This window comes from Streptomyces sp. adm13(2018) (assembly GCF_008042145.1).
GTDB lineage: Bacteria > Actinomycetota > Actinomycetes > Streptomycetales > Streptomycetaceae > Streptomyces.
This window is the reverse complement of sequence record NZ_RDBH01000056.1, coordinates 35,216-57,409: the sequence shown is the minus strand read 5'-3', so window position 1 is coordinate 57,409 and position 22,194 is coordinate 35,216. Positions and strand designations below refer to the sequence as shown.

Annotated in this window: 17 protein-coding genes and 1 pseudogene; 13 read left to right on the top strand and 5 right to left on the bottom strand. The window is 69.9% G+C overall.

Annotated elements, in window-relative coordinates:
- A partial coding sequence (locus EAO70_RS04755; RefSeq protein WP_222723433.1) for a protein NO VEIN domain-containing protein occupies positions 1-3,902 on the top strand: 3,902 nt, incomplete at its 5' end.
- 48 nt (positions 3,903-3,950) lie between these two features.
- Here EAO70_RS04755 and EAO70_RS04750 read toward each other — a convergent pair.
- Positions 3,951-4,706 carry a transposase family protein gene (locus EAO70_RS04750; RefSeq protein WP_148001746.1) on the bottom strand — a complete coding sequence of 252 codons (756 nt, stop codon included), beginning with the start codon at positions 4,704-4,706 and terminating at the stop codon, positions 3,951-3,953.
- A gap of 553 nt (positions 4,707-5,259) precedes the next feature.
- Between EAO70_RS04750 and EAO70_RS04745 the strand changes: the two genes are divergently transcribed.
- The 3 genes from EAO70_RS04745 (at position 5,260) to EAO70_RS04735 (ending at position 8,085) form a co-directional block, all read left to right on the top strand.
- Entirely contained in the window at positions 5,260-5,781 is a 522-nt protein-coding gene (locus EAO70_RS04745) for a hypothetical protein (protein ID WP_261992667.1), read from the top strand.
- 149 nt (positions 5,782-5,930) lie between these two features.
- Positions 5,931-7,166: an MAB_1171c family putative transporter gene (locus tag EAO70_RS04740; RefSeq protein WP_148001744.1), complete on the top strand. Its 1,236-nt coding sequence runs from the start codon at positions 5,931-5,933 to the stop codon at positions 7,164-7,166.
- Between the two features lie 289 nt (positions 7,167-7,455).
- A complete protein-coding gene (locus EAO70_RS04735; protein WP_148001743.1) occupies positions 7,456-8,085 on the top strand; it encodes an HAD-IA family hydrolase in 630 nt (209 codons plus the stop codon).
- 312 nt (positions 8,086-8,397) lie between these two features.
- Here the strand turns inward: EAO70_RS04735 and EAO70_RS04730 are convergent, their stop codons facing one another.
- Positions 8,398-9,270, bottom strand: coding sequence for a helix-turn-helix domain-containing protein (locus EAO70_RS04730; RefSeq protein WP_148001742.1), 873 nt, complete (start codon positions 9,268-9,270; stop codon positions 8,398-8,400).
- Between the two features lie 541 nt (positions 9,271-9,811).
- On the opposite strand from EAO70_RS04730, the gene EAO70_RS04725 reads away from it, so the two are divergent.
- The 9 genes from EAO70_RS04725 (at position 9,812) to EAO70_RS04680 (ending at position 19,128) form a co-directional block, all read left to right on the top strand.
- Positions 9,812-10,129: a transcriptional regulator gene (locus EAO70_RS04725; protein ID WP_315986207.1), complete on the top strand. Its 318-nt coding sequence runs from the start codon at positions 9,812-9,814 to the stop codon at positions 10,127-10,129.
- A 1-nt stretch (position 10,130) separates the two neighbouring features.
- Positions 10,131-11,147, top strand: a complete 1,017-nt coding sequence (locus EAO70_RS04720) for a hypothetical protein (RefSeq protein WP_148001740.1) — start codon at positions 10,131-10,133, stop codon at positions 11,145-11,147.
- Positions 11,147-11,851, top strand: a complete 705-nt coding sequence (locus tag EAO70_RS04715; protein WP_148001739.1) for an ATP-binding protein — start codon at positions 11,147-11,149, stop codon at positions 11,849-11,851. The genes EAO70_RS04720 and EAO70_RS04715 overlap by 1 nt, the downstream gene beginning before the upstream one ends.
- A gap of 117 nt (positions 11,852-11,968) precedes the next feature.
- Positions 11,969-12,535, top strand: a complete 567-nt coding sequence (locus tag EAO70_RS04710) for a WhiB family transcriptional regulator (protein ID WP_148001738.1) — start codon at positions 11,969-11,971, stop codon at positions 12,533-12,535.
- Positions 12,532-13,599, top strand: a complete 1,068-nt coding sequence (locus EAO70_RS04705; protein WP_148001737.1) for a DUF2637 domain-containing protein — start codon at positions 12,532-12,534, stop codon at positions 13,597-13,599. The genes EAO70_RS04710 and EAO70_RS04705 overlap by 4 nt, the downstream gene beginning before the upstream one ends.
- A gap of 501 nt (positions 13,600-14,100) precedes the next feature.
- Positions 14,101-14,508: a MobC family plasmid mobilization relaxosome protein gene (locus EAO70_RS38875; protein ID WP_261992666.1), complete on the top strand. Its 408-nt coding sequence runs from the start codon at positions 14,101-14,103 to the stop codon at positions 14,506-14,508.
- A complete protein-coding gene (locus tag EAO70_RS04690) occupies positions 14,508-16,265 on the top strand; it encodes a relaxase/mobilization nuclease domain-containing protein (RefSeq protein WP_148001734.1) in 1,758 nt (585 codons plus the stop codon). Before EAO70_RS38875 ends, EAO70_RS04690 begins: the two co-directional genes overlap by 1 nt.
- Positions 16,266-16,372: 107 nt before the next feature.
- Positions 16,373-16,777: a hypothetical protein gene (locus tag EAO70_RS04685; RefSeq protein WP_148001733.1), complete on the top strand. Its 405-nt coding sequence runs from the start codon at positions 16,373-16,375 to the stop codon at positions 16,775-16,777.
- 365 nt (positions 16,778-17,142) lie between these two features.
- Positions 17,143-19,128, top strand: a complete 1,986-nt coding sequence (locus EAO70_RS04680; RefSeq protein WP_148001732.1) for a P-loop NTPase fold protein — start codon at positions 17,143-17,145, stop codon at positions 19,126-19,128.
- Here EAO70_RS04680 and EAO70_RS38870 read toward each other — a convergent pair.
- The 3 genes and pseudogenes from EAO70_RS38870 to EAO70_RS04660 all read right to left on the bottom strand — a co-directional run bounded on the left by EAO70_RS38870 (position 19,032) and on the right by EAO70_RS04660 (position 22,150).
- A complete protein-coding gene (locus EAO70_RS38870) occupies positions 19,032-20,138 on the bottom strand; it encodes a DnaB-like helicase N-terminal domain-containing protein (protein ID WP_261992665.1) in 1,107 nt (368 codons plus the stop codon). The two genes, EAO70_RS04680 and EAO70_RS38870, sit on opposite strands and share 97 nt — an antisense overlap.
- Positions 20,138-20,365: a hypothetical protein gene (locus EAO70_RS04665; protein WP_148001731.1), complete on the bottom strand. Its 228-nt coding sequence runs from the start codon at positions 20,363-20,365 to the stop codon at positions 20,138-20,140. The genes EAO70_RS38870 and EAO70_RS04665 overlap by 1 nt, the downstream gene beginning before the upstream one ends.
- Positions 20,362-22,150 (bottom strand): annotated as a pseudogene (locus tag EAO70_RS04660) (type IV secretory system conjugative DNA transfer family protein). Before EAO70_RS04660 ends, EAO70_RS04665 begins: the two are co-directional and overlap by 4 nt.
- Between the last annotated feature and the right edge of the window lie 44 nt (positions 22,151-22,194).

Genomic DNA, 22,194 nt, shown 5'->3' with positions numbered 1-22,194 from the left:
GCACCCGTCCGTCACCGGGCACCGTGCGGCCCGGGCACCCGTCCGTCACCGGGCACCGTGCGGCCCGGCTGGAGAAGGCCGTGGTCACGCTCGTCGGCCGCTCGTTGCGGCCGTCGGACGAACTCGTGGCGACCTGGGCCGAGAGCCTCGCCCGCCGCCTCGCCGGTGCACCCTTCCAGGCGGAAGACTGGGCACGCTTCTACGACGAGCTCGCCGGCTGCGTCGAGCGGCCCCGCTCCCTCCAGGGCCGCCGCATCCTCGTGGACGATGAGGGAAAGCTCCGCAAGTGCAACACGGCCGACGGCAGGACGCCCCGGCGCGCCACGGCCTTCTTCTCGCCCAGGGCGGACGGCGAGGACCAGCCGGGCTCCGCACGCACGGGCCGGGGCCCCGGCTTGCCGCGGTCGCTGCGCCACCGGGTCTTCTTCGTGTCGCGGAACATCCCGTGGAAGAACCGCCTCGGCAGCGTCACGAGCAAGCAGCCGGGCCGCCGGATGCTGGAGGACGGCGGCCTGGTCAACGAGTACCGCGCCGACGAACTGCTGGCACTGGTCGCTCGCTCGCTGCGGGACAGGCCCACCCCGGAGCTCGCGGCGGAGGTCCTCACGTGGGCCTTCCGGCTCTCCAGGAGCGAGGCCGCGCCGTGGCGCGACATCCAGGACATGGGGCTGCTCGTCCCCGGCGCCGAGGGTGTGTGGATTCCCGCCTCGAAGGCACTGTTCTGCGCCGACTGGGGCGGAGAGCGGGCGAAGCTGCTCACAGAGCTGATCGACCGCGCGCAGGATGTCTCGGAGGAGATCGCGGAGCTCCGGGGCCGCTTGACCGTGCCCCCGGAGCACGCCGTCTTCCGCGGTGGCAGCAGGGACGACTGGCGGGACTTCCTCGGGCGTCTGGGGGTCGGCGACGGGCTCTGCCCGGAACCGGTGCTCCGCTCCACCCTGAGGGCGGACGGCCGGCACTTCGCGGACGGCAGGCCTCCGACGACGTCACTGACACCGGCCACCGCGAAGGTCTGGAAGCGCCATGTGGAGAGGGACCTCCCCACGGACCTGCGGCCGAACACCGAGTACGTCGGCGGGACACCTCTGTACAGGCTGCCCGGTCAGGACGACCACCACCATCTGCCCGACGGCGCGAAGCGGGTGTACGCCCGGCTCGTGGCCGCCGGTTGCGCCGAGTGGCCCACCGAGGCCCTCCACGTCACCGTGCGGCGCTACAACGACCGGTGGGACTCCTTCACCCTGCCCACGCCGGTGACCGCCTTCCTCACCGAGGCCGAGTGGATGCCCGTCGCGTCCCCGCGCGAGCGAGCCGACTGGCGCTTCGTCCGGCCCGCGGCCGCCTGGACGCACGGAGACGAGGCCGCCCCCTCGTTCGTTCCCCTGGTGCCCTCTCCGCTACGTCGGGCGTTCCAGGCTAACGACCGGGCGGTGCGCCGTACGAGCGGCTGGGGGCTGGAGCGGTGGGACTCCCCGGCCACCGCCGCGCGTCGCGTCCGCGAGCTGACGGAGCTGTTCCGCGACGGTGCCGTCCCCGAGACGATGATGGCCGCCTTCCGCAGGGCGTACGAGGACGCCTGGGCGGAGTGCGCCCAGGCGGGCCAGGACCCCTACCCCCAGGGCTCAGGGGCGACGGTGGTCGTCAGCCGGGGCGGCCGACTCGAACCGGTCGCGCTCGCCGACGACACGGACTCCTCGACGGCCGTGGACCACCTGTACGTGGAGGACGCCGACGCACGCCAGCTCGTCCAGCTCCTCGAACAGCGCGGCGCCTGCCTGCTCCGCATGCGCAACGCGCACGGAGACGCGGTGGCGGCGCTGCTCGAGCGGCGTTTCGGCTCCCGCGTCCGGAGGATCTCCCGGGCTCGGGTCGAAGTCCAGGCGGACGGGCGGGCGTTCCACGCCGGCACCGCGGGCGACCTCCTGATCACGCCCGAGCAGGACTGGCTCCTGACCCTCGTCGCGGCCGTGATCGACCTGCGCGCCAGCCGCTTCCGCCGTCCCACCACGGAGGCCGTGCGGCGCGCTTGCGGGATCGCCAAGCGCATCCGCATCGTCCACGCGGGCGTACTGACCTCCGCCGTGGACGACATCGCAGAGCGGCCCGGTAACGGCGGCAGACGGTGGCTGGTCGTCCCGCACCCGGAGTCTCCGACACTGCTGCTGGAGGACGCTGGCCAGAGCGAGGAGGACCTGCTGCAGCGGTCCGCCGCAGGGATCATGGAACTCCTCCACCACCCCGAACTCGCCGACACTCTCCGCATGGCCCTCCTTGACCTGGCCGCGGTCGGCTGGGGACCTGGCCAGACCCCGGACGCCGACGCGATCGCCGACGTCCTGGGCGAGGACCGGGGCCGGGTACGCGAGATCGCCGCGACCCTGCGACAGCCCCTGGACGCCCTGCTGGACGTCCTGGTGCCGCTGCTCGCGACCTTGGACCTCGAAGCGGCCCAAGCGCTCTTGTCCGACGACGGCGCCCCCGCCTCGGAGACGGAACTGGACCGCGGGCTCGCCGCCCGGCTGTCGCCGGAGGACCACCGGGCGCTCCGGGAGGCGGCCCGCCGGCTGGACCTGGACGCCGCCCGCAGGGCCATGGCCCTGTCGCTTCCCGAGCTCAACGCCGCGATCTCCGCCCTCGGACCGCCCTACCGGCCGCTGCGCAACGCGGAGGGCATCGAGCAGGAGTTCCGCCACTTCGTCGCTGGTCGGCGGCAGAGCATCCTGGACGCACTACGGGCCGGCTTCCTGGAGGCGTTCCGGACCGGCGCCCCCCTGACCTCGTACGCCGAGAACCGAAACCTGGCCGGACTCGTGCCGGATCCCGCCTGGGCGGACGAGCACCTCCATCTGGAGGCCGACCTCATGCGGGCGCACGTCGACCTCTGGCTCGCCGGACTGGGAGCCCCGCCGCTCGGCACGAACGCGGGGCTGGCGCCGGTGGACGAACTCCGGCTCAGCAACCGGCCCCTCCTCCTGGATGGGCTGAAGCGGGCACGGACCCTGGTCCACGCGTGGGAGGCCGCGCACCACGAGCCCGCCTCCGGCCTCCCGGGGGACGCAGAGGGCCTCGCGGCCGAGGCGGCTGCCACCGGGCTGCTCGACTTCCTCCCGCTCGACGACGCCACGACGCTGCGCTGGCTCCGGGCCGGAGACCACTGGCCGGCCGCAGTCCCGCTCGCCTTGACCCCGGGGGAGCTGGGCCTGACAACCGGTCAACTGGACGACGCCGAACGGCAGGAGAAAAGGGAACGGCGGCTGCGACAGGAGGAGCGGCGGCACATCGTGGTGGACCGGAGGAGGATGTCGGCGGAGGAGGACAACTACCACGAGATCGTGGAGGCCGTACGGGGCGGCCTCACCCCCGAGTTCCTCGGCTCCACCGGCGACGCCCCGCTCGTCGGACTGGGCCGACAGACACAGCGGACCCCCGGTGCCGGACGCCCCGGATTCTCCGCCGGCCGACGGGGCAAGCTCTCCGACACACAGGCTCTCGCGGTCGGACTCGCGGGGGAGGTCGCCGCCCTCGCCTGGCTCATGAATCGGTATGACGCCGTGGACGACAGTGCCTGGGTGTCGGGCTACCGCAACAAGGTCTTGGGCGACGGCCTGGGCGACGACACGCTTGGATACGACCTCGTGGTCGAGAGGAAACGGTCGAGCCTGCTCTTCGAAGTGAAGTCCTCGGCCGGAGGCGAGGGGGAGTTCGTCCTCTCACCCACTGAGATCGCCAGGGCGCGCTCCCTGAAGAAGCGTGAGACCTACCACGTGCTGTACGTCTCCCACGCCCTCGACGCCGACCTGCGGAAGATCCACCTCCTGCCTAACCCACTCCACCCTCGGTCGGCCCACCTCTTCCGCTCGGTCGGCGAGGGCCTGCGCTACCGGTTCCAGCTGTCGAGGTAGGAGGCGCCAGGCGGGGACAGGAGTGAAATGAGTGAGCCTTTTCCAACCTCACGCTGACGCGTGATGAAGGACGAGTACGGCCTGGACGATCGCGGTGATGCGGTTGGTGCTGCAGCGGATCTTCCGTAGGAGCCGCCAGCCCTTCAGGGTGGCCATGGCCCGTTCGCCGAGGCAGCGGATCTTGGCGTGTGTACTGTTGTGCCGCCGCTGCCACCGCTTGAGGCGGCGTCCGCGGAAGGGCACCCGGACCGGGCGGCCGGCGCTTTGATACGCCTTGTCCGCCCAGCACTTGAGGTCGGCGGCGGCAAGTGCCTCGACGATCCCGTGGGTGCGGGCGGCGGTCAGGTCGTGGGTGGAGCCGGGCAGCGCGGGTGAGACCCACAGCAGGCGGCCGAACGGGTCGGTGAGGACCTGGACGTTCATGCCGTGGCGCTTGTGCTTGCCGGAGTAGTACGGGGTGTCGGCGGCGATCCGGTCGATCGGCAGCAGGGTGCCGTCGAGGATCACGAACGCCTTCATCCGGATCGCCTTCATCGCCTCGGCCAGAGTGGGCGCAAGCGCGGCCAGCACTTCGACGGCCTCGCGTATGTAGCGGTACGCGGTGGCGATGCCGATACCGAACCCGGCCGCGAGCTGGGCGTAGGTGTCACCGCATCGCAGATGCGCCAGGGCGAGGAGGGCCTGGCGTCCGGTGGTGAGCCGCCGCCACCGGGTCCCGACCTCCCCTCGCCGGGCGGCGAGGTGTCCGGCCAGGCACCGCAAGGTGCGACTGGATAGGTCGATCGACGACGGGTAGACAAGCACGCGAAGCTCCTGGTGACTACGGGCGATCTTGGTCGAGAACCCGCCTACAGGAGCTTCGCTGTTCTGCAGAGCTGTCCAACACGCGACCAGCACCGTCAGGTTGGAAAAGGCTCAGTGCTTGGCGACCTATCTAATTGGGCGCCGAGTTAACGCGCTGATCGCTACAAACTTCGGGCCAAAGCGAGGAAGGGAACCACGCGGCAGAGCACGATGGTGTATGACGGACCGTCACGTGAACTCTCTGTGCCCAGACTTACCTGTCCTCAACTCAGAGGCATTCAAAATTCAATTACCGAGCAGTCATCCAATTTTGATCTTGGGGTCCGGATTGGGGGACCGTCGCGCTTGGGTGACGTTCACAACAGCCCATCCTGCATGGATCGCACTTTCCGCCTTGTACGATTGGGCGTAGACGGTGTGTGCCGGTTGACCACGCGCACCTCAAGCACAAGCTCCTGGCTACTAGCGCCTCGCGGGCTGGCAGTGAACACCTCAGTGGCATTTCAATGGAGCGACGATGCGTTGGCGTAGGGACCCTTCACGGCGCGCCCTCGTGAAAGAATGTGAGAGCCTGCTCGCCGATCTCCCGATCCCCGCTCCGTTCAGCGTCGAGGCGCTGGTGCGGAACATGGAGGGCGTGTTGGGGCGCCAGATTCGGCTAGTGCCGCTGGATGACAGCGACGGGGGCCTGGGCACGGCATGCGGTCTCCGGGTCAAAGCGCCGGAGTCCACGATCATTCTCTATCGCCGCCGTTCAAGTCGCAATCAGACTGAGCACATCATTCTCCATGAGCTCGCGCACGAGTGGCTGAACCACGGGACCTCCCTGACGGATGCAGAGATTGAGCGATACGTCCCTGAGCGCATTCGTGAGGAAGTCCTTCGGCGTTTCCCGTCGGCCCCGATTCAAGGGCGCGTAGATTTTGGCAGCCCCGAGGAAAAGCAGGCCGAGCTTTCGGCTTCATTGATCAAGCGGCTGGCGCGCCGCCAATCGTTCACGGGGGATGACATGGTCAGCCTCCTGGAGCATTCACTTGCACACCCAGTTGCTGCTCCACTGCGGCGCCGACTCTAGCCGCGATCGACTGGCGACCGCTGAGGCAAAGTTCCCGGCCTCACGGCTTCCGCCACATCGTGCAGTCCACCTATTGGCAATTGAGGCTGCGGCCGACTGACCTGCCGGGCCGGCAAGCGTCGCAGCCGGCGCAGATACCGACTGGTTCCGTGTTCGACTACATCAAATACCTTACTGCGGCTGTGATGACCCTCATCGCCGTATGGCGATTCCCCGCAGTTCGGTACGCCGACGCTCACCGCCGGGCACTCTGGGGCGGCTATGCGGGATTCGCCGTAGCTCTCTGGCTCTACACGCCGGCAGCAATGGATGCGGTGGATCGCATCCCAGTAGTGGACCTGAGCGCCCTACTCAGGCACTTTGCCAGTACCGCGGCGATCATCGCGGCCCTGACCTACGTCGCCACAAGCTACGGGAAGAGCTCGGAGACGGTCGTACCCCGGCACGTAGCGGTCTCCCGCTGGATCGCCCGCGCGTCCTACGGGGCGGGAGCGATAGGCGTCATTCTGCTCACGGTCCTGTTTTTCACCGTGGTGGACCGCGACAAGCCGAGCCAGAACTTCCTCATCGACCACGCTGGGCAATGGGGGGTCGCGGTCTACATGACCGTGTTCTACTTCTTCCCGCTCATCACGACCGCAGTCTGCGGCTACCAGTGGACGAGGGCGGCGCGACGGGTCGAAGACACGAGCATGCGTGTCGGGCTGGGCTTGATGGGGATTTCAATGTGGATGGGGCTGGCCCACACATTGGCGCGCATCGCCGTCCTTTGGGCTGCGGTCGCATTCCCTCTCAGTCCCTCCACGGTCCGGCTCCTGGTCGATGCCACAGTGATATGGATGAACCTGCTCTTCCTGATCGTTGCCGTAGGTGCGAGCATTCCCACCACCCGCGCTGCGGCGGCCCGGTGGAGAACTTGGCGCACCCTGTACAGGACTTACCCGCTCTGGTTCGACCTGGTGGATGCGTTTCCCGGGACGAGCCTGTATCCGCCAGGGCGGCGCCTCGCTGAACTCAGGCACATACGCGTCCCCATCGATGTTCGCCTGGACCGATGGACTCAGGATATTGCTGACGTTTGCGAGAAGCTGCGCTATTACGCTCCACGAGACTTGATGTTCGCCGCCGAGGACATCACCGCATCGCACCCCGACCCTGAGCCGGCCGCGGAAGCGTACTGGATTAAGGCCGCACTCCAGGCCGCTGACACCTCGCAAGCCAACATGTACGCCACTGCCCCTCTGAGAGAGAAACCGTTCGTTGACACCGATAGTGAAGCTGCGTGGCTTGCGCGAGTCAGTACGGCCTACTCGCACATAACCACGGATCAAGCTCGGGAGCTTCTCCTGCACTCCATGGAGGTGGAATCTGAACCGGGTCGCTAGCCTCCTATTAGGTTCACGGTCTCATTTCTCGGTTCAGGCTCCATTTCCCGACGAGCGAAACCAGGCTGCATAGCGATCTTGAATGGCGGGCCGGTGAGTGAGATTTGGCACCGTCCGCCGCATCAACTGGGCTGGTACCGTGGGTCAGGCGGACTGGTAGGTCTTGCTCCGCCTCGTAAGTGCACCCCGGCCTGCGACGCACCTCTACTCCCGTCGCCACATGTAGCCGGGCCGTGACGCTATCCGGTTTGGATGTGCGTCCGAAATCTCAGCAATCTGGAGTTCTCGCATGTCCAACCGCCGCACGGGCCTCATCCTCGATTTCGGAGGCGTTCTCACCACTCCGCTGCTGCCCGCAGTGCTCGCGTTCGAGCAGCGCGAGGGCCTCCCGCAGGGTGCCTGCCTCACGGCCCTGTACAAGGACGAGGAGGGTGTCCGGATCACCAGCGACCTCGAGCGCGGAGCGGTCTCCCAGACCGAGTGGAACGAGTTCGCCGGCAAGATGCTGGGCGTGCCGGCTGACAACTTGATGGGCCGTATCTTCGGTGCACTTCGCCCCGAGCCGCTGATGATCAATGCGGCTGCCGCAGCGAGGCGGGCCGGGATCAAGGTGGGCATCCTGTCCAACAGCGTGGGGCTCGCCCCTTGGGACCTGTACGACGGCTACGAGCTTGAGCGGCTGTACGACGTCGTCGTGATCTCCGAGCAGCACCTGCTGCGCAAGCCTGACCCCGAGCTCTTCGAGATCACGCTCAAGCTCATGGATCTGCCGGCCGAGGAGTGCGTCTTCGTCGACGACACCGAAGGGTACGTCCAGGCAGCAGAACAGCTCGGTCTCGCAGGCGTGCACAACCAGGACCCCCGGCAGACGGTGGCCACTCTCTCCGAACTACTCGGCGTGGACCTCACGGCGTCGTAGCTCGGTCAGACGCGCAGCGGTCCGACCGGCCTCGGTGTCGGAGCCGAGCCGCCGACCCTGCTCTCCCACACGCGGAGGGTGGGCAAGCCTCCGCCCTCGGCGTTGGAGCGCCAGGAACACAGCGAAGGGACTACGGCGATACCCCAGCAAGGGGTATCGCCGTAGTCCCTTCGCTGCTGTCGGCCATTGCACGGCTGCGGAGTAGCCCGCACCGGCCTGGTCCACGCACAGTAGACGGTCCGTATCAGACGCCAAGCCGGCGGAGCGGAAACGCCTCGGAAATGCGAGCCCGAGAGGTGCTCGCCTACGTCGTCACTCCCTGTCCTGCACCCCTGGCAGCTTGTGCTTCAGTTCTCCGACGAGCTCGTTGATCTTGGCCATCATCTCGGCAGACAGGCCCCCGCCGTTGCCGCGGGCAGCCAGGCCGAGGATCTGCCCCCTGTGAATCGAGCCGAGGAAGCGGAGTGCCTCCAGGAATTCACGGGCCGCAGGGTCGACCTCGGCGTCGTCCTGGAAGAGGGCCGCGTCGACCTGAAGCGCCTCGGCTAGGCCTGCACGCACCACATCAGAAGCCCCCGTCGTGGCACCCGCACGAAGGGCGGCGATGTCGTCGGCGGTGACGGCCGCCACGCCCGCATGCTCGTTGACGATCCGCGCGATTTCGCCATCGGAGGGCGCTTCCTGACCAACGTACCCGTGCTGCAGGAGATAGTTGATCTTCTCTCCCACCGTGCGGGGTGCGGACGCATGCTCGTCATGCGAGGCCGTGGGGCGAAGCCCGAACGAGCAGTCCTGGGCGGCCAGCAACTCCTCTTCGGTCACCCCGTACGCCTCTGCGAGCGGCTGCACGTAAGCATCACTGAGTCGGCGCCGGCCGGATTCGGCGTTGCTCACCGGCACGCGGCTCGCGCCGATGATCGCAGCGGCCTGCGCCACGCTGAGGCCGGCGTCGCAGCGCAGGAGCTGCAGGTCCGGCGGACCGTCGTGGGGGAAAAGGGCATCAAGCGACTGACCGAGCGCCGCTGCGATTGCGGGGAGCTTCTCACCCTTGGGGAAGTCCTGGCCGCTCTCCCATCGCGCGACTGTGGGGGCACTGACGCCCACCATCTCGGCCAATTCCTTCTGGTGGAGGTCCTTGCCCCGCCGGACAGCACGCACGCGGCTGCCGTCGAACTGACGTGGCACATGGACTCCTGCGGGGTGGCGATTGGGCCGGTGGTGGCGGCCTCGACGGCAACTGTAGCCCAGGCTTGATACATCTCCGCAACTGACGTACGTTTCCGTATCGCACCTGCTGGCCGGGCTCCGGCTCTCTATGGTGCCAGCCCTGGGGGACCTCTATGCACGTTGCGTTGTCATGACTACTCGCGCAACGCCCGTCGGATTCGGTCCAGTCGTTGCCGGCCGGTCATGGGACCACCTTCCCGACACCGGCCGTCGCGAGCCCTGCGCGAGCTGTAAGGAGCCAGGGATGGACTTGCCGCAGGTGTCTACATATGTTCGTCGTCCCCCGCCGGGCGGCGACCCGGGGAGGGACGCAACGAGCTGATGAAAGGCGCGAACCGATTAGGCCGTAAGACGAAAACCGGCGCCCGGGAGCTACCAACTCCCAAGCGCCGGGTCGGCACCCCGAGAGGTGCCCATATACATCACGCGGGCGGCGGGGCTTTTGCACGAGAACCACCGCACCGCGCTCCTACGAAAGACGGAGTATCGCATGCTTGCCATGCCGATCGGAACCCCGGCCTGCCCGGACGCTGGCTGCCAGCGCCGCCTCGCCGCCCAGCTCGCGGACATGATCGCGGGCGCGGCCACCATCCGGGTCAGCCTCAACGACCCGAAGCAGACGTGGCCCCACCGGCGCGCTGTCGTCAACGACGAGACCAGGAAGACCACGGAGGTGGGCCGCGCCACCGTCAGGGGCGCGGGCCGCTGGATCCTGAGGGTCTGGCTGGGGGCGGACTCGACGCGACCGCACACCTTCCACCTTGCCGACGCCACCCTCACGCGCAGCGGCCTGACCGCCGCCGTTCGGGGCCGCTGACATGGCGCGGATACGAACCATCAAGCCGGAGGCATTCTTCTCCGAGTCGCTCGCCGAAGTGCGCGTCGAGGCCGAGCGGACCTTCTTCGGACTGCTCACCCAGGCCGACGACCACGGTCGCCATCGCGACAACGCCGCGATCATCGCCGGGCTCCTCTGGCCCCTCCGCGCCGAACACACCTCGGTCCACGTCGAAGACGACCTCCACCAGCTCGCGGCCGCCGGCCTGATCTGCCGGTACACCGGCTGCGACGGCCGTCGGTACCTCCACATCGTGACCTGGTCCGACCACCAGAAGATCGACAAGCCGAGCCAGTCGCGCCTGCCCTCCTGCCCGCAGCACCAGGCTGCCGACCGGTGTGCGCCCTGCAAGGGCTCCTGCACCAAGCGGACCGAGGGTTCGTCTGCTACTCCCCGAGGACTCGCCGAGATCTCGCCGAATGCTCCCCGAGCCCTCGACCTGCCCGCCAAGACCACCTCCACGCCTTCCGGAGGCGCGGGTGGGGCCTCCGTCGACCGGCAGGAAGCCGCCGACAATGCGTGCGGTGTTCCTAGCCGGGCTGGAACGAAGAGCGCAGGTCAGGAGGCATTCCCCGAGGAATCCCCGAACCTTCCCCGAAGCATCGGAGAGGGCTCGGCGCCTGGATCTAGGATCTTGGATCCTGGATCTCTTGTCCCTACGGGGCGCACGGCGCCCGCAGACGGCGTCTCGGCCAACCAGCTCGTCGGCGAGTACGTCGCCTCATGCGACGAGCGTCCGCCCAGCGACGTGATCGGACATCTCGGCCGGATCGCCAAGAAGCTCCTGGGTGAGGGCATCGCGCCTGAGCACATCAGGGCCGGGCTGGCGAATTTCGCGGCCAACCCCAAGCACCCGAGCGTGCTGACCAGCATGGTCAACGAGGCCATGAACGCACGCCCCGGCAGTTTTGCCCGGCCGGGAATCCGGCCTAACGTGCCCGCCCATCAGGCGTGGACCAACCCCTCCAACGCCGCCGCCTACGCCGAGGAGCTGTGATGCGCACCCGTCACCGCGAACCGCAGACCCTGGGCGAGGGCACCCTGGACCGGATGGCTCGGATCTTGGCCGCCCGCAACATCGACTCCGGCGTCGTCGCCGCACCGTCCGAGGAACCCGAGACCGCCTCCCCGCTGGAGGCCCTGTCGGCCGGGATGCCCCCGCGCTACCGGGCCGCCGTCGCCGACCACCCCCAGGTCCTGGCCTGGGTCCGGACGGTCGCCGAAGCCGCCGCCGCCCCCAACCAGGGAGCGAGGCGGCAGGTCACCACCGGACCCAGCCTGCTGATGGCCGGCGTCGTCGGCGCGGGCAAGACGCACCAGGCGTACGGCGCGGTCCGGCAGCTGGTGCAGAGCGGAGTCGGCGTGCGCTGGCGCGCGACCACCGCCGCCGACCTGTACGCCGACCTGCGACCCCGGCCCGGAGCCGACAGCGAACGGGAGCTGGCCACCGTCAGCCGCTGCCCGCTGCTGATCATCGACGACCTCGGCGCGGCCAAGGCCAGCGAGTGGGTCGAGGAAGTGACGTACCGGCTGATCAACCGCCGATACAACTACGAGCTTCCGACCCTGATCACCACCAACCTGGCGATCAAGGACCTCCGTGCCCACCTCGGCGACCGCGTCGCCTCCCGGCTCGCCCAGATGACCACCCGGGTCGAGTTCGAGCAGGTCGACCGCAGACGCCACCGTCTCGCAGCCTGACCCGCCCCAGGCCGCCACGCCGGGCCGCGCCTTCTGCACGCCGCCCCGAGCCCGTCCCCGACCCAGCGCACCTCTCCGCCGACGCCCTTGCGCACGGAGAGCGATCGGAGCATCCGCATGACCAGCACGACGCACAGCCCTGTCCGCCACCGGTCGCTCGGCGACCACACCTGGCGGGACCAGGCCGTCTGCCAGAGCACCCAGTACAACCCGGTGGACCCCGAGATCTTCTTCCCGGACCCCGATGAGACCGACAAGATCACCGCAGCGAAGGCGCTGTGCGGCCAGTGCCCGGTCCGCCGCACCTGCCTGGACGCCGCCCTGGAAGCCGGCGACACCGACGGCATCCGAGGCGGACTGACCGAGGAGGAACGCGGACCTCTGCACGAGAAGATCGCCCACCGCCTCGACTACAGCCGCGTCAACGACACCATCGCCGGTCGCGACATCCACCTCACCAAGGCCGAGCGCCGCGCGGTCATCCGCGCCGCCTACCGCCACGGGGTGACCGAGCAGCGCCTGGCCTGGCTCCTCAAGATCACCGAGGAGCACGCCCAGAAGCGATACCGCGAACTCCGCCGCGCCCTGCGCAACCGAGACCTGAACCAATCTGAGACGGCCACCGCCTCGTCCGAGGCCGGCAGCGAGCGCCTGGGCCGCGACGACTTCGGGACAGCGGCGTGACCGCCAGGACCGCGCCGAAGACGGCGCACATATCCGGCTGGGACCGAGCGGTCGTCATCGCCCTCGGTGGCGCGGGATGCGCGCTGTCGTACGACGCGCTGCAGCAGATGGCCGTCGCCATCCACATCCGAGGCTTCCTCACCTACCTCTTTCCCCTGGTGATCGACGGGTTCATCGCCTACGGCGTCCGGGCGCTGCTGGTCCTCCGCGACGCGCCGCTGCGCGCCCGGCTCTACGTCTGGACGCTCTTCGGCACGGCCACCGCCGCCAGCATCTGGGCCAACGCGCTCCACGCGGTACGGCTCAACGAGGACGCGGTCGCCGGCACCGGCCTCCGGCTCGGGGACACGGTGGTCGCGGTGCTGTCCACCATCTCCCCGCTCGCCCTGGCCGGAGCGGTCCACCTCTACATCCTCATCGCCCGGGGGCCGGTCAAGGGCAGTGACCGCGAGGACCTCGGTCACCTCGGTCACCTCGGCCAAGGTGACCGGCGCGATGTCGTCGAGGTCACCCGGACTGACCGGGCCGGTCAGCACCGGTCGACGGTCGGTCAGGTCAAGGCCGGTCAGCCGGTCACCGCCCTCACCGACCGGCTGCCGCTGCCCCTGGAAAAGAAGGCTCCTGCCTCCCGGTCACTGACCGGGGACAGGGCCCCGGTGGGCAACAGCGACCTGGTCACCAATGACCGAGGACAGTCGCACAAGGCCGCTGACCTGCTCGGACAGCCGGACATGGCACGGCCGGTCACTGACCGCCCCGACAACACCGACCCGGTCACCGGAGACCAGGACAGCCCGGCGGCGGGCACCACCCCGCCGGTCACTCCGCCGCCGGTCACTGACCGAGAGGCCCGGGCACCCGCCACCCGACGGCCCGACCCGGACACCGAGGAACTGCTGAAGATCGCCCGGTCAGCGGTCAGGGCCGAGGACAAGCTGACCCGCAAGGTGGTCGCCCAGGCGATCCGCGGTCAGCAGATCCCGCTCTCCAGCGACACCTTGACCGCCCTGATGGCCCAGCTCCGCGCTCAGCACGGACAGCCGGTCACCTCCGCCCGGAACTGACCGGACACCACGGAGCGGGTGACCGAGTCGGTCACCCCAGCCGGTCACCCGCTCCGGACACCTGCCCCACGTCCTTCACCAGCGCGGCCACCTCCACCGCGCCCAGTCCGGTCCCGACACCACCTGGATTGTGCAACGAGAGCAGCACGATCGCCCCTGGACCCTGCACCACCCGGTCCTGGCCATGGACTGGATCGAGGAACTCGTCCGCGAAATCCAGCAGCAGAACCCCGAGGCGAGCCGGTGACCACCGACGACCCGGCGGTGACCACCGCCGGACAGCAGCGTGACCCCACGACGGCACCTGGCGGAGCAAGCTATCGCGTACGACGGTCCTACGGCCCGTCGTACGCACTTGCCCCCGCCCAGGAGGGTGGGGGAAGCCCGGTTGGTTCCCGAGCGAGGGCGCTCGGGAACCAACCGGGCAACCGGCACCAGGGGGCGCCGGTCACCGGGGGAGAAGCCGCCCGCGACGACCACCGTGAGCAGCYGAGCCCGAGCATGCCCGCCTTCCCCGACCGCAAGCCGCGTCGCCGCAGCCGTAACCCGAGCGAGCGTGCCCGCAAGACGACCACCCGTCTCTCCGACGACGAGCAAGCCGAGATCGTCGCCGCCGCCGCGCAGCGCGGCGTTACCGTCGCCCGATTCCTCGCCGCCGCCGGCCTCGCCGCCGCCCGCGGTTCGACCGCCCTGCACACCAACGAACAACTCGACGCGGCCATCGACGAACTCGCCGCCCTGCGCACCGCCCTGGCCCGGATCGGCAACAACATCAACCAGATCGCCTACGTCCACAACGCCGGCGGGCAGCCCCGCCCCGGCGAACTCGACCACGCGCTGAGCGTCTTGACCCGGTCGCTCGGCCGCCTCGACGACGCGGCGAACGACCTGGTGAACAGGCGGCTGTGATGGTTCCCGACATCGGACGCGGCTCCCGCACCCACGGACTCCTCGTCTACCTCTACGGCCCCGGCAGGCGCGAGGAGCACACCGACGCACACCTCATCGGCTCCTGGGACGGCTTCGCCCCCGCCCCCGGCCGCGACACCGACCCGCAAGTCACCCTCGCCCGCCTCACCGCAGCCCTCGACCTCCGGGTCAAGCAGGCCGGCGACCGCGCGCCTGCCAAGCACGTGTGGCACTGCTCGGTCCGGACCGCCCCCGGCGACCGGCGCCTCTCCGACGAGGAGTGGAACACCGTCGCCCAGCGCATCGTCCACGCCACGGGCATCGCCCCGGACGGTGATCCCGACGGCTGCCGGTGGATCGCCGTACGCCACGCGGAAGACCACATCCACATCGTCGCCACCCTGGTCCGCGGTGACCTGCGCAATCCCCGCCTCAACTACGACTTCAACAAGGCCCAGGCCGTCTGCCGTCGCATCGAGGAGGAGATGGGCCTGCGCCGCCTCAACGCCGGCGACGGCACCGCAGCGAAGAACCCCACCAGCGCCGAGAAGTTCAAGGCCGAACGCACCGGCCGCCCCGAGACCTCCCGCGAGACCCTCCGCGAAGCCGTCCGCCAGGCCGTCGCGGGAGCGAACGACGAGAAGGAGTTCTTCACCCGGCTCCGCGAAGCGGGACTGCGCGTGAAGGTCCGCCACGCCCCGTCCGGTGACGCGCTCGGCTACAACGTGGCCCTGCCCGGCGACCGCAACCGCCACGGCGAACCGGTCTGGTACCCCGGCTCCAAGCTCGCTCCCGACCTGTCCCTTCCGAAGATCCGCCTCCGGCTCGCCGACGGTACCGCCGAGCGGGCAACGCCTTCGCCCGCCAGCGGCCGGCCGGACTGGTCCCCGCCCGCCCGAGAGCGGCGGAGCGCCACCGGGATCGCCGAGCGTGCCGCCGTCCTCCTCGACGGCGACGACGATGAAGCCGCCGCCCAACTCGTCGGCGTCGGAGAACTCCTCGACGCGGTCGCCCAGACCTCCCCGATCGCCACCCGCACGGAGCTGGCTGCCGCCGCCCGAGCCTTCGAGCGGGCGACCCGCAGCCACGTCCGAGCAGAGCGCGCCGACACCCGGGCCCTCCGCTCGGCCGCCCGGCGCATCGTCCAGGCCGGCGGCGCGCTCGGCCTGGGCGAGGACGGCGGCACCACCGCCATGCTCGTCTCCACCCTGGTCCTGGTCACCCTCGCCGCCGCCCGCTGGCACTCCGCGCGCGGTCACGCCCAGCAGGCCCACGCCTCCCGACAAGCCGCCGAGCACCTGCGCACCGCCTACCGCCAGGCCGCCACCACGCCGATGCGGGTGCTGCACGACCAAGGCCGTGCCCTCCCCGAAGCCCAACGCCGGACCCACGAGGCCACCCTCCGCGCGGCCCTGTCGGAGCAGGGCGTACGCGCAGATGGCACACCGACGAAGACCGACGCACTGGTCGCCACCCTCGCCCAGGCCGAGCAGGCAGGCCACGACCCCGAGGCCCTCCTGCAACAGGCCATCGACCTGCGTGAACTCGACACCGCCGCGGACGTGAACGACGTCCTGGTCTGGCGCCTTCGTCGCCTCGCCCAGCTCCCCGCCCACCCGGGCGAAGCTCCCCGTCGCCCGCAAGCCGTCACCCGCCAGACCAAGACCTCGGCCAACCGCACCAGCGAACGGAACGCACTCACAGTGGCGACGCGCCCTGCCGTCTCTAACCCGCGCAGCCGCCCACCGCGCCGCTGATCAGTGCGTCCGTAGGCCGGCCACCGACCGACCAGACTCCACGAAATGCCTCGACAGCCGGATCCACCGGCTGTTACGGATGGAAACAGGAAGCCCTCGACCGGGAGATGACGCTCGTGCCCAGAACCACCGACCGCACCACGGAGCCGCCACCCGCGCTGCCCATCCTTCCCACAGGGGCCGACCCCCTGCTGCAACTCCAGTACGAGACGCACCCGGCCGACGGCCCCGGCGCAACGCGCTGCGTCAGCCACCCACACGAACTCGCCCTCGGCGGCATCCCCGTGATGTGCTCGGCCTGCCGGGCCCGACGCGACTGGCTGCTCATCAGCCACAGCCGCAACGTCTGGATCCGCTGCCGGTGCAGCAACCAGTGGCTCGAACCCGAGATCACCCGCGCCGACTTCGACGCCCTGACCGCCAGCCCGTACGGCACGACCTACCCCACCGTCGAGCAGGGCCTTATCGCGCTCGGCTTCGACGGCGCCTTCGCCGGCACCTACTTGGGGTAGGCGAGCGAGGTACGAAAAGCCGAGGCTGTTCCCGCCCCTGGAACCCTGAGCGGCCGCGTCTGACACAGAAGGCGCCCCTGCCTACCCTCTCCTCCTCGGGCGGCCGACACGCGCCGGGATGTGCCCAGTGTGGGCAAGAGAGTGGATGGCCGAGAACCGCGCGCGGATCCGAGGCGCCCTGCCTTGCGAGCAGGGACTGCGGCCGTCCCCGGCTGGGGAGCGCGCATCCTGTGAGGAAAATGTGCAGTCAGTGAGGGGTGTGTGTCGGTGGGGGCTCGTATGCTCAACGACGAGGGTCTCGCTTAGGTCGCTGGCACATTCGCGTGCCCGAGGCCGGGACTGGCCGGGAGTTGAGGTAGCGCGGCATGTGGTCAGACAACGAAGCCGATGTGGATCTTCTCGGTTTTGACTTCCTCGTCGACGAGTTGATGGTGCCGCTCACGCGGCCGCAGTTGCTGCCCCTGACGGTGGGCCTGCTTGGCGAATGGGGATCGGGTAAGAGCAGCCTGCTCAAGATCGTGGCGGCGCGCCTCGATGCGGAGCGGCCCGCGGACGGCGGGCGCTATGTGGTGGTGCCGTTCAGTCCGTGGCAGTTCGAGGGCTATGACGACATCAAGGTCGCGCTGATGGACGCCGTCTTGAACCGGCTCCAGGCCGAGGCCGCATCCAATGCCTCGGCCGCGGAGGAGATCGGGTTCCTGCGAAGGTTCATCAACCGGCTTCGTCGTCCGGCGGTCTTCGCCGGACGGGCCGCCCTCGCCGGAGTGGGGCCGGCAGCCCAACTGGCCGCGACCCACTACCAACCGGCCCTCGCTCCCCTCGCCCAAGCCGTCGTCCAACAGGCAGCCGTCATGGGCGGCGCAGCCCTCGATCGCGCGGAGCAGCAGACGCCCCCGGAGGATGCGGGCCCGGCGGCCGGAGACGACGTCTTGGCCGATGTCGCGTCCTTCAGGTCCCGCTTCGAATCGCTCGTGGAGACGCTGGAGGGTGTGACGGCAGTGATCGTCCTCGTCGACGACCTCGACCGCTGTCTGCCGGGCACGATCGTCGACACCTTCGAAGGCATCCGGGTCTTCCTCCACACGAAGAAGACCGCTTACGTCATCGCCGCGCACCCTCAGGTGGTCGAGGCGGCGATCGACAGGTTCTATCCCACCACGGATCGGGCTGGCGCGACCGGCCTGGGTGCCGAGTACTTGGAGAAGATGCTTCAGGTCAAGATCACCATCCCTTTGCTCTCCGTCCCGGAGGCGGAGACCTACATGCAGCTCCTCCTCGCTCAGCTGCACCTGGAGGGATCAGACTTTGCGACCGTCCTGAACGACGTGGCACAGCGCAGGGCCCACAGCGTCCTGGCCGTCTCGCTCAATCCGGGTCTGGCCGCGGACAGCCTGGGCCGGGACCGCATGCCGTCGGCGCTGTTCACGGACATGGGCTGGGCAGGCTCCATCGCGCCGCTTCTCGGCGCCGCTCTGCGCGGCAACCCCCGCCAGTTGAAGCGCTTCATGAACTCGGTGATCATGCGTCGGGGAAGCGCGCAGCGTCGGGGAACGGATCTGGACGCAGCTGTGCTGGCCAAGCTCATGGTCTTGGAGGAGCAGTACCTGACGGACTTCCAGCGTCTGTTCGACTGGCAGGTGCGAGGCGGGGGCGGCACGGCCGCCGAGCTGGCGGCGGCAGAGCGGCACGTACTCTCTGCGGCTTTTGTTCGCCCCGCCCCTGCGCGCGGGCAGAGGCGTGCTTCCACGGCGCCGGACCGCAGTGGCGACCGCGTTGAGGAGACCGGGCCGGCCGAGGAAAGCTTGCCGTTGGATCCGGAGGTCGCTACCTGGGCTGCCCAGCCGCACATCGAGCGTTGGCTGCGGCTGGAGCCTGTGCTGGGCGGGATCGATCTGGGACCGTACTTCACTTACGCGCGCGCGAAGCTGACCGTCACCGCCACCGCTGCGCGGCTCCCGGCCGCGCTGCAGGGCCTTCTGGTCCAGTTGCAGTCCGAGATCGTCGCCGTTCGGCGCACCGCGGTGCGGTCGGTCGCCGAAACATTGCCAGCCGAGGATCTGCCGCTGCTGATGGAGCAGTTGCTCGCACGCGTGCTGCGTGACCCCGGCAGCGATGCTTGGGACGGCGCGGTGGAGGTGGCCGAGAAGGTGCCGGGTGCGGTGGCCGCGGTGTGCCACACGCTGGGCAGGATCCCGTTGGACGGGATCCCTCGGGCGAAGGTGTCGTCCGCCGTGCGTCGGCTGCCTCAGGCCCGTCAGGAAGTCACCGCCCTTCTGGACGGCTGGCAGAACAGCGGCCACGCGGTCGGCCAGATCGTCGCGGGGCTGCGCACCCCGAGGGGGTCGGTGTAGGTGGGGACGTCGACCGACCGCACCAGCGGCACCGGCGGCGCGTGGACCGACCTGAAGTACGCCGCCACCTCGTACTTCCGCAGTACCGGGGAAGGAAGCGCAAGCCCCGGATCTGCCAAGGTGCTGCTGGCCCGGCACGTCCCGGTCCTCGGCGGAGCAGCCGCCGCGGCCGCGGGTGCCGCAGTCGGCCGCAGCAGTGTCCAGCGACTCGGCGGCCTGCTTGCCGGCATCGGCGCGAACGGGCTGGACCAGGCGCTGCGCGAGGCGTCACTCGGAGACCTGGTGGGCCGCGACCGGTTCGAGATCGTCGACGAGCTGGTCACCGCGCTGTCCGGTGACGGCAGTGGTCTGGACTCAGCGGCGGCCCGCGACGCGATGTGCGATGTGCTGGAGGAACTGTTCGGCGACGCCGACACGTGGGAGGAGCTGACGGCCAGAAGGAACTCCTCGTCCTCGGCAACCCGATCGGCCCGAGCCGGCGGAAGGGCAGGCGGGTCGGGGGCCTGCGACGTCGCGGGCGCGACCGGTCGCGGTTCGGTGCCCCACCGCCGTGCGAGATCGGTGAGCACCCCCGTCAGGACGTCCGCGTAGTGCAACGCTCCCTCGACCTCGCCTCGCAGGGCGCCCGCGCGAGCCTCCTGGTGAAGGCGGATCGCGTGCTGGGTGACGGTGCGGTGGATCGCCCCCTCCAGCACCATGCGGCCGTACACCGGAGCGTGCGCCGGACGCGGACAGGCCGAGACCAGCAGATGGGCGTACGACGCGGTCAATCCCCGGACATGGAGGCCGGCCTCGGCAACCGCGTCGGTCACCCACGACAGCGGCACCGGCCCCTCGCCCTCCACCGCGGGGTGGCCATCGCCTCGGAGCTTGCGCAGCGCGGCGAACAGCGCCTGGTGGACCGGCCGGTAGAAGTGGTCCGGCGCGAGCCACTCCAGGTGCGAGAGCTGGCCCGGGTCGAGCAGCACCGCGCCGAGGACCGCCTGCTCGGCATTCAGCAGCGGGTTCATCAACGACCTCGCGTGCGGGAAGCGGACGGCTCACTCGGCCGGGCACGCAGATCGGCGACCGCACGGTCGGCGGCGGCCACCGCCTCAGCGAAGTCGTCCAGCACGGTGGCGAAGGAAGGATCGGCGACGGGAACCGACCCGGCATCGCCGACCAGCCACCACCGTCCCTCGTGCAGGACGACCGGCGACTGCGCCAGCCGCGCGGAACGCGGCATGGGCGCGCTCATGCCGACAGCCCGAAGTCGTCGTGCCCGACGGTCTTCGCCAGGGCCCGCTCGGTGATCGCCTTCGTGGCGCGGGCGGAGGCCGGCCCGACGACCTTGGCGGAGGGCTCCTTGTACCAGGGCCGGATGCTGAGCATGGCGATCCGCAAACCGGTGGCCAGCAGCAGCACCTTGCCCTTGGGCAGGGCGCGGATCGCGTCGGGCGGCAGGATCCGCTCGGTGCGCATGCTCACCGAGGTGGACTTGCCCCCCTCGCTCGTGGAGACCGAGACGGTCTGGACGTCGTGGTCGCCGACCTGTCGGCTGAGGCGGTCGGCGAAGTCGGCGTCGTCAATGCCCGATCCGACGATCTTGACGGTGGCGGCAGACCAGAGGGCGTCCATCCCGGCCTCTCCCCAGCACCGCTGGCCCTGCCGGTAGGACTGCAGGATCGTCATCGGGATGACACCCCGGCTCCCCAAGTGCGAGTACAGGTCCGGGAGGTCGCTGATGCGGCACACGTTCGCCGCCTCGTCGAGGACGCACAGGGCGGGCGGGTCGAGCCGTCCGCCGGATCGCTCGGCGACGATCACGGCCGCGCGCATCACGGCGTCGGCCGCCGCCGCGATGATCGCGGACGCGCTGCCGCCGCCGTCCTTGCTCAGCAGGTACAGCGTGTCGCGGGAGGTGGCGAAGGCGAGGGGCCTGAACTCGGGGAGGTCCATGCTCGGGGTGACCCAGGCGGCCACGTCCGGGTCGAGCAGGCAGCTCGCGTACTGCCTCGCCGTCTCATAGATGCCGTCGCGCGTCTCGGTCGCGCCGGAGACGGTGCCCTGGAGCTGTGCTGCGACCGCGTCGTGGCCGGCGTCGGTGAGCAGGTCCACCGGGGTCCGGTCGGCGGGGGAGGCGAGCCAGGCCAGCACGTCGATGATCGGCCGCCGATGGCTCGCGGCGGCCAGGAACAGCGCGCCGAGCGTGTTGGACGCGGCGGTGGACCAGAAGTCGGAGCCGCTCGACTCGTCCACGCTCGCCGCGACGAAGTGCCCGGCCAGCCGCTTGGCCCCGGTCAGATCGCGGGCGTCGGCCAGGATGTCCCACCACATCTCGCGCGGGTGGTGGGCGATCTGCTGGGGGTCGAGGGTCCAGACCGTGCCGACCTCGGCACGGGCGTCCACCGTGGTGGTGAACGCGTCGTTCGCGGCCTTGTTGCTGGTGAGCAGGACCGGGCCGGGAGCCGCGAGGATCGCGGGGATCGCCAGGCCGGACGTCTTGCCGGAACGTGGGGCCATGATCGCGACGATCACGTCCTCCCAGGACGCGCGGACTTCGGCGCGACCGGGGTCGAGGGTGCCGAGCAGGATGCCGCGGTCATCAGCGGCGACCTCTTTTACCCTCCCGGTCGCTTAGGGAGGGCCGCAGGCTCTTCGCCTTGGCGGTGATCTCCTTGTCCAGCAGCGGCGCCAGGTCGTTCTTGTGGGCGAGACCGGTCTTGGCTCCGGAGCGCCAGCGCATCCACAGCACCAGGCTGGTGGTGATCAGGCCCAGGGTGAGCAGGCCGGGCAAGACGCGGACGCCGACCAGCAGCGCGGTGGTACTCAGGGCCGGCCACAGCACCTCGGGGTGCAGCAGGGCGTCGGTGGCGCGGAACGGGGCCCACGGGCCGCTGCTGACGAGGGAGTTGGTGAGGTTGCCGGTCAGCCAGGCCAGCGAGCCGAAGGCCATAGCGGCGCCGAGGACGCCGAACAGGAGATAGAGGAGCGCGTCGGAGCCGGTGGTGGTCGACGGCGCACTGGTGCGCGGGGAAGGCACGGGCGGTTCCTTGGGCGCGGGGAAGGCACGGGCGGTTCCTTGGG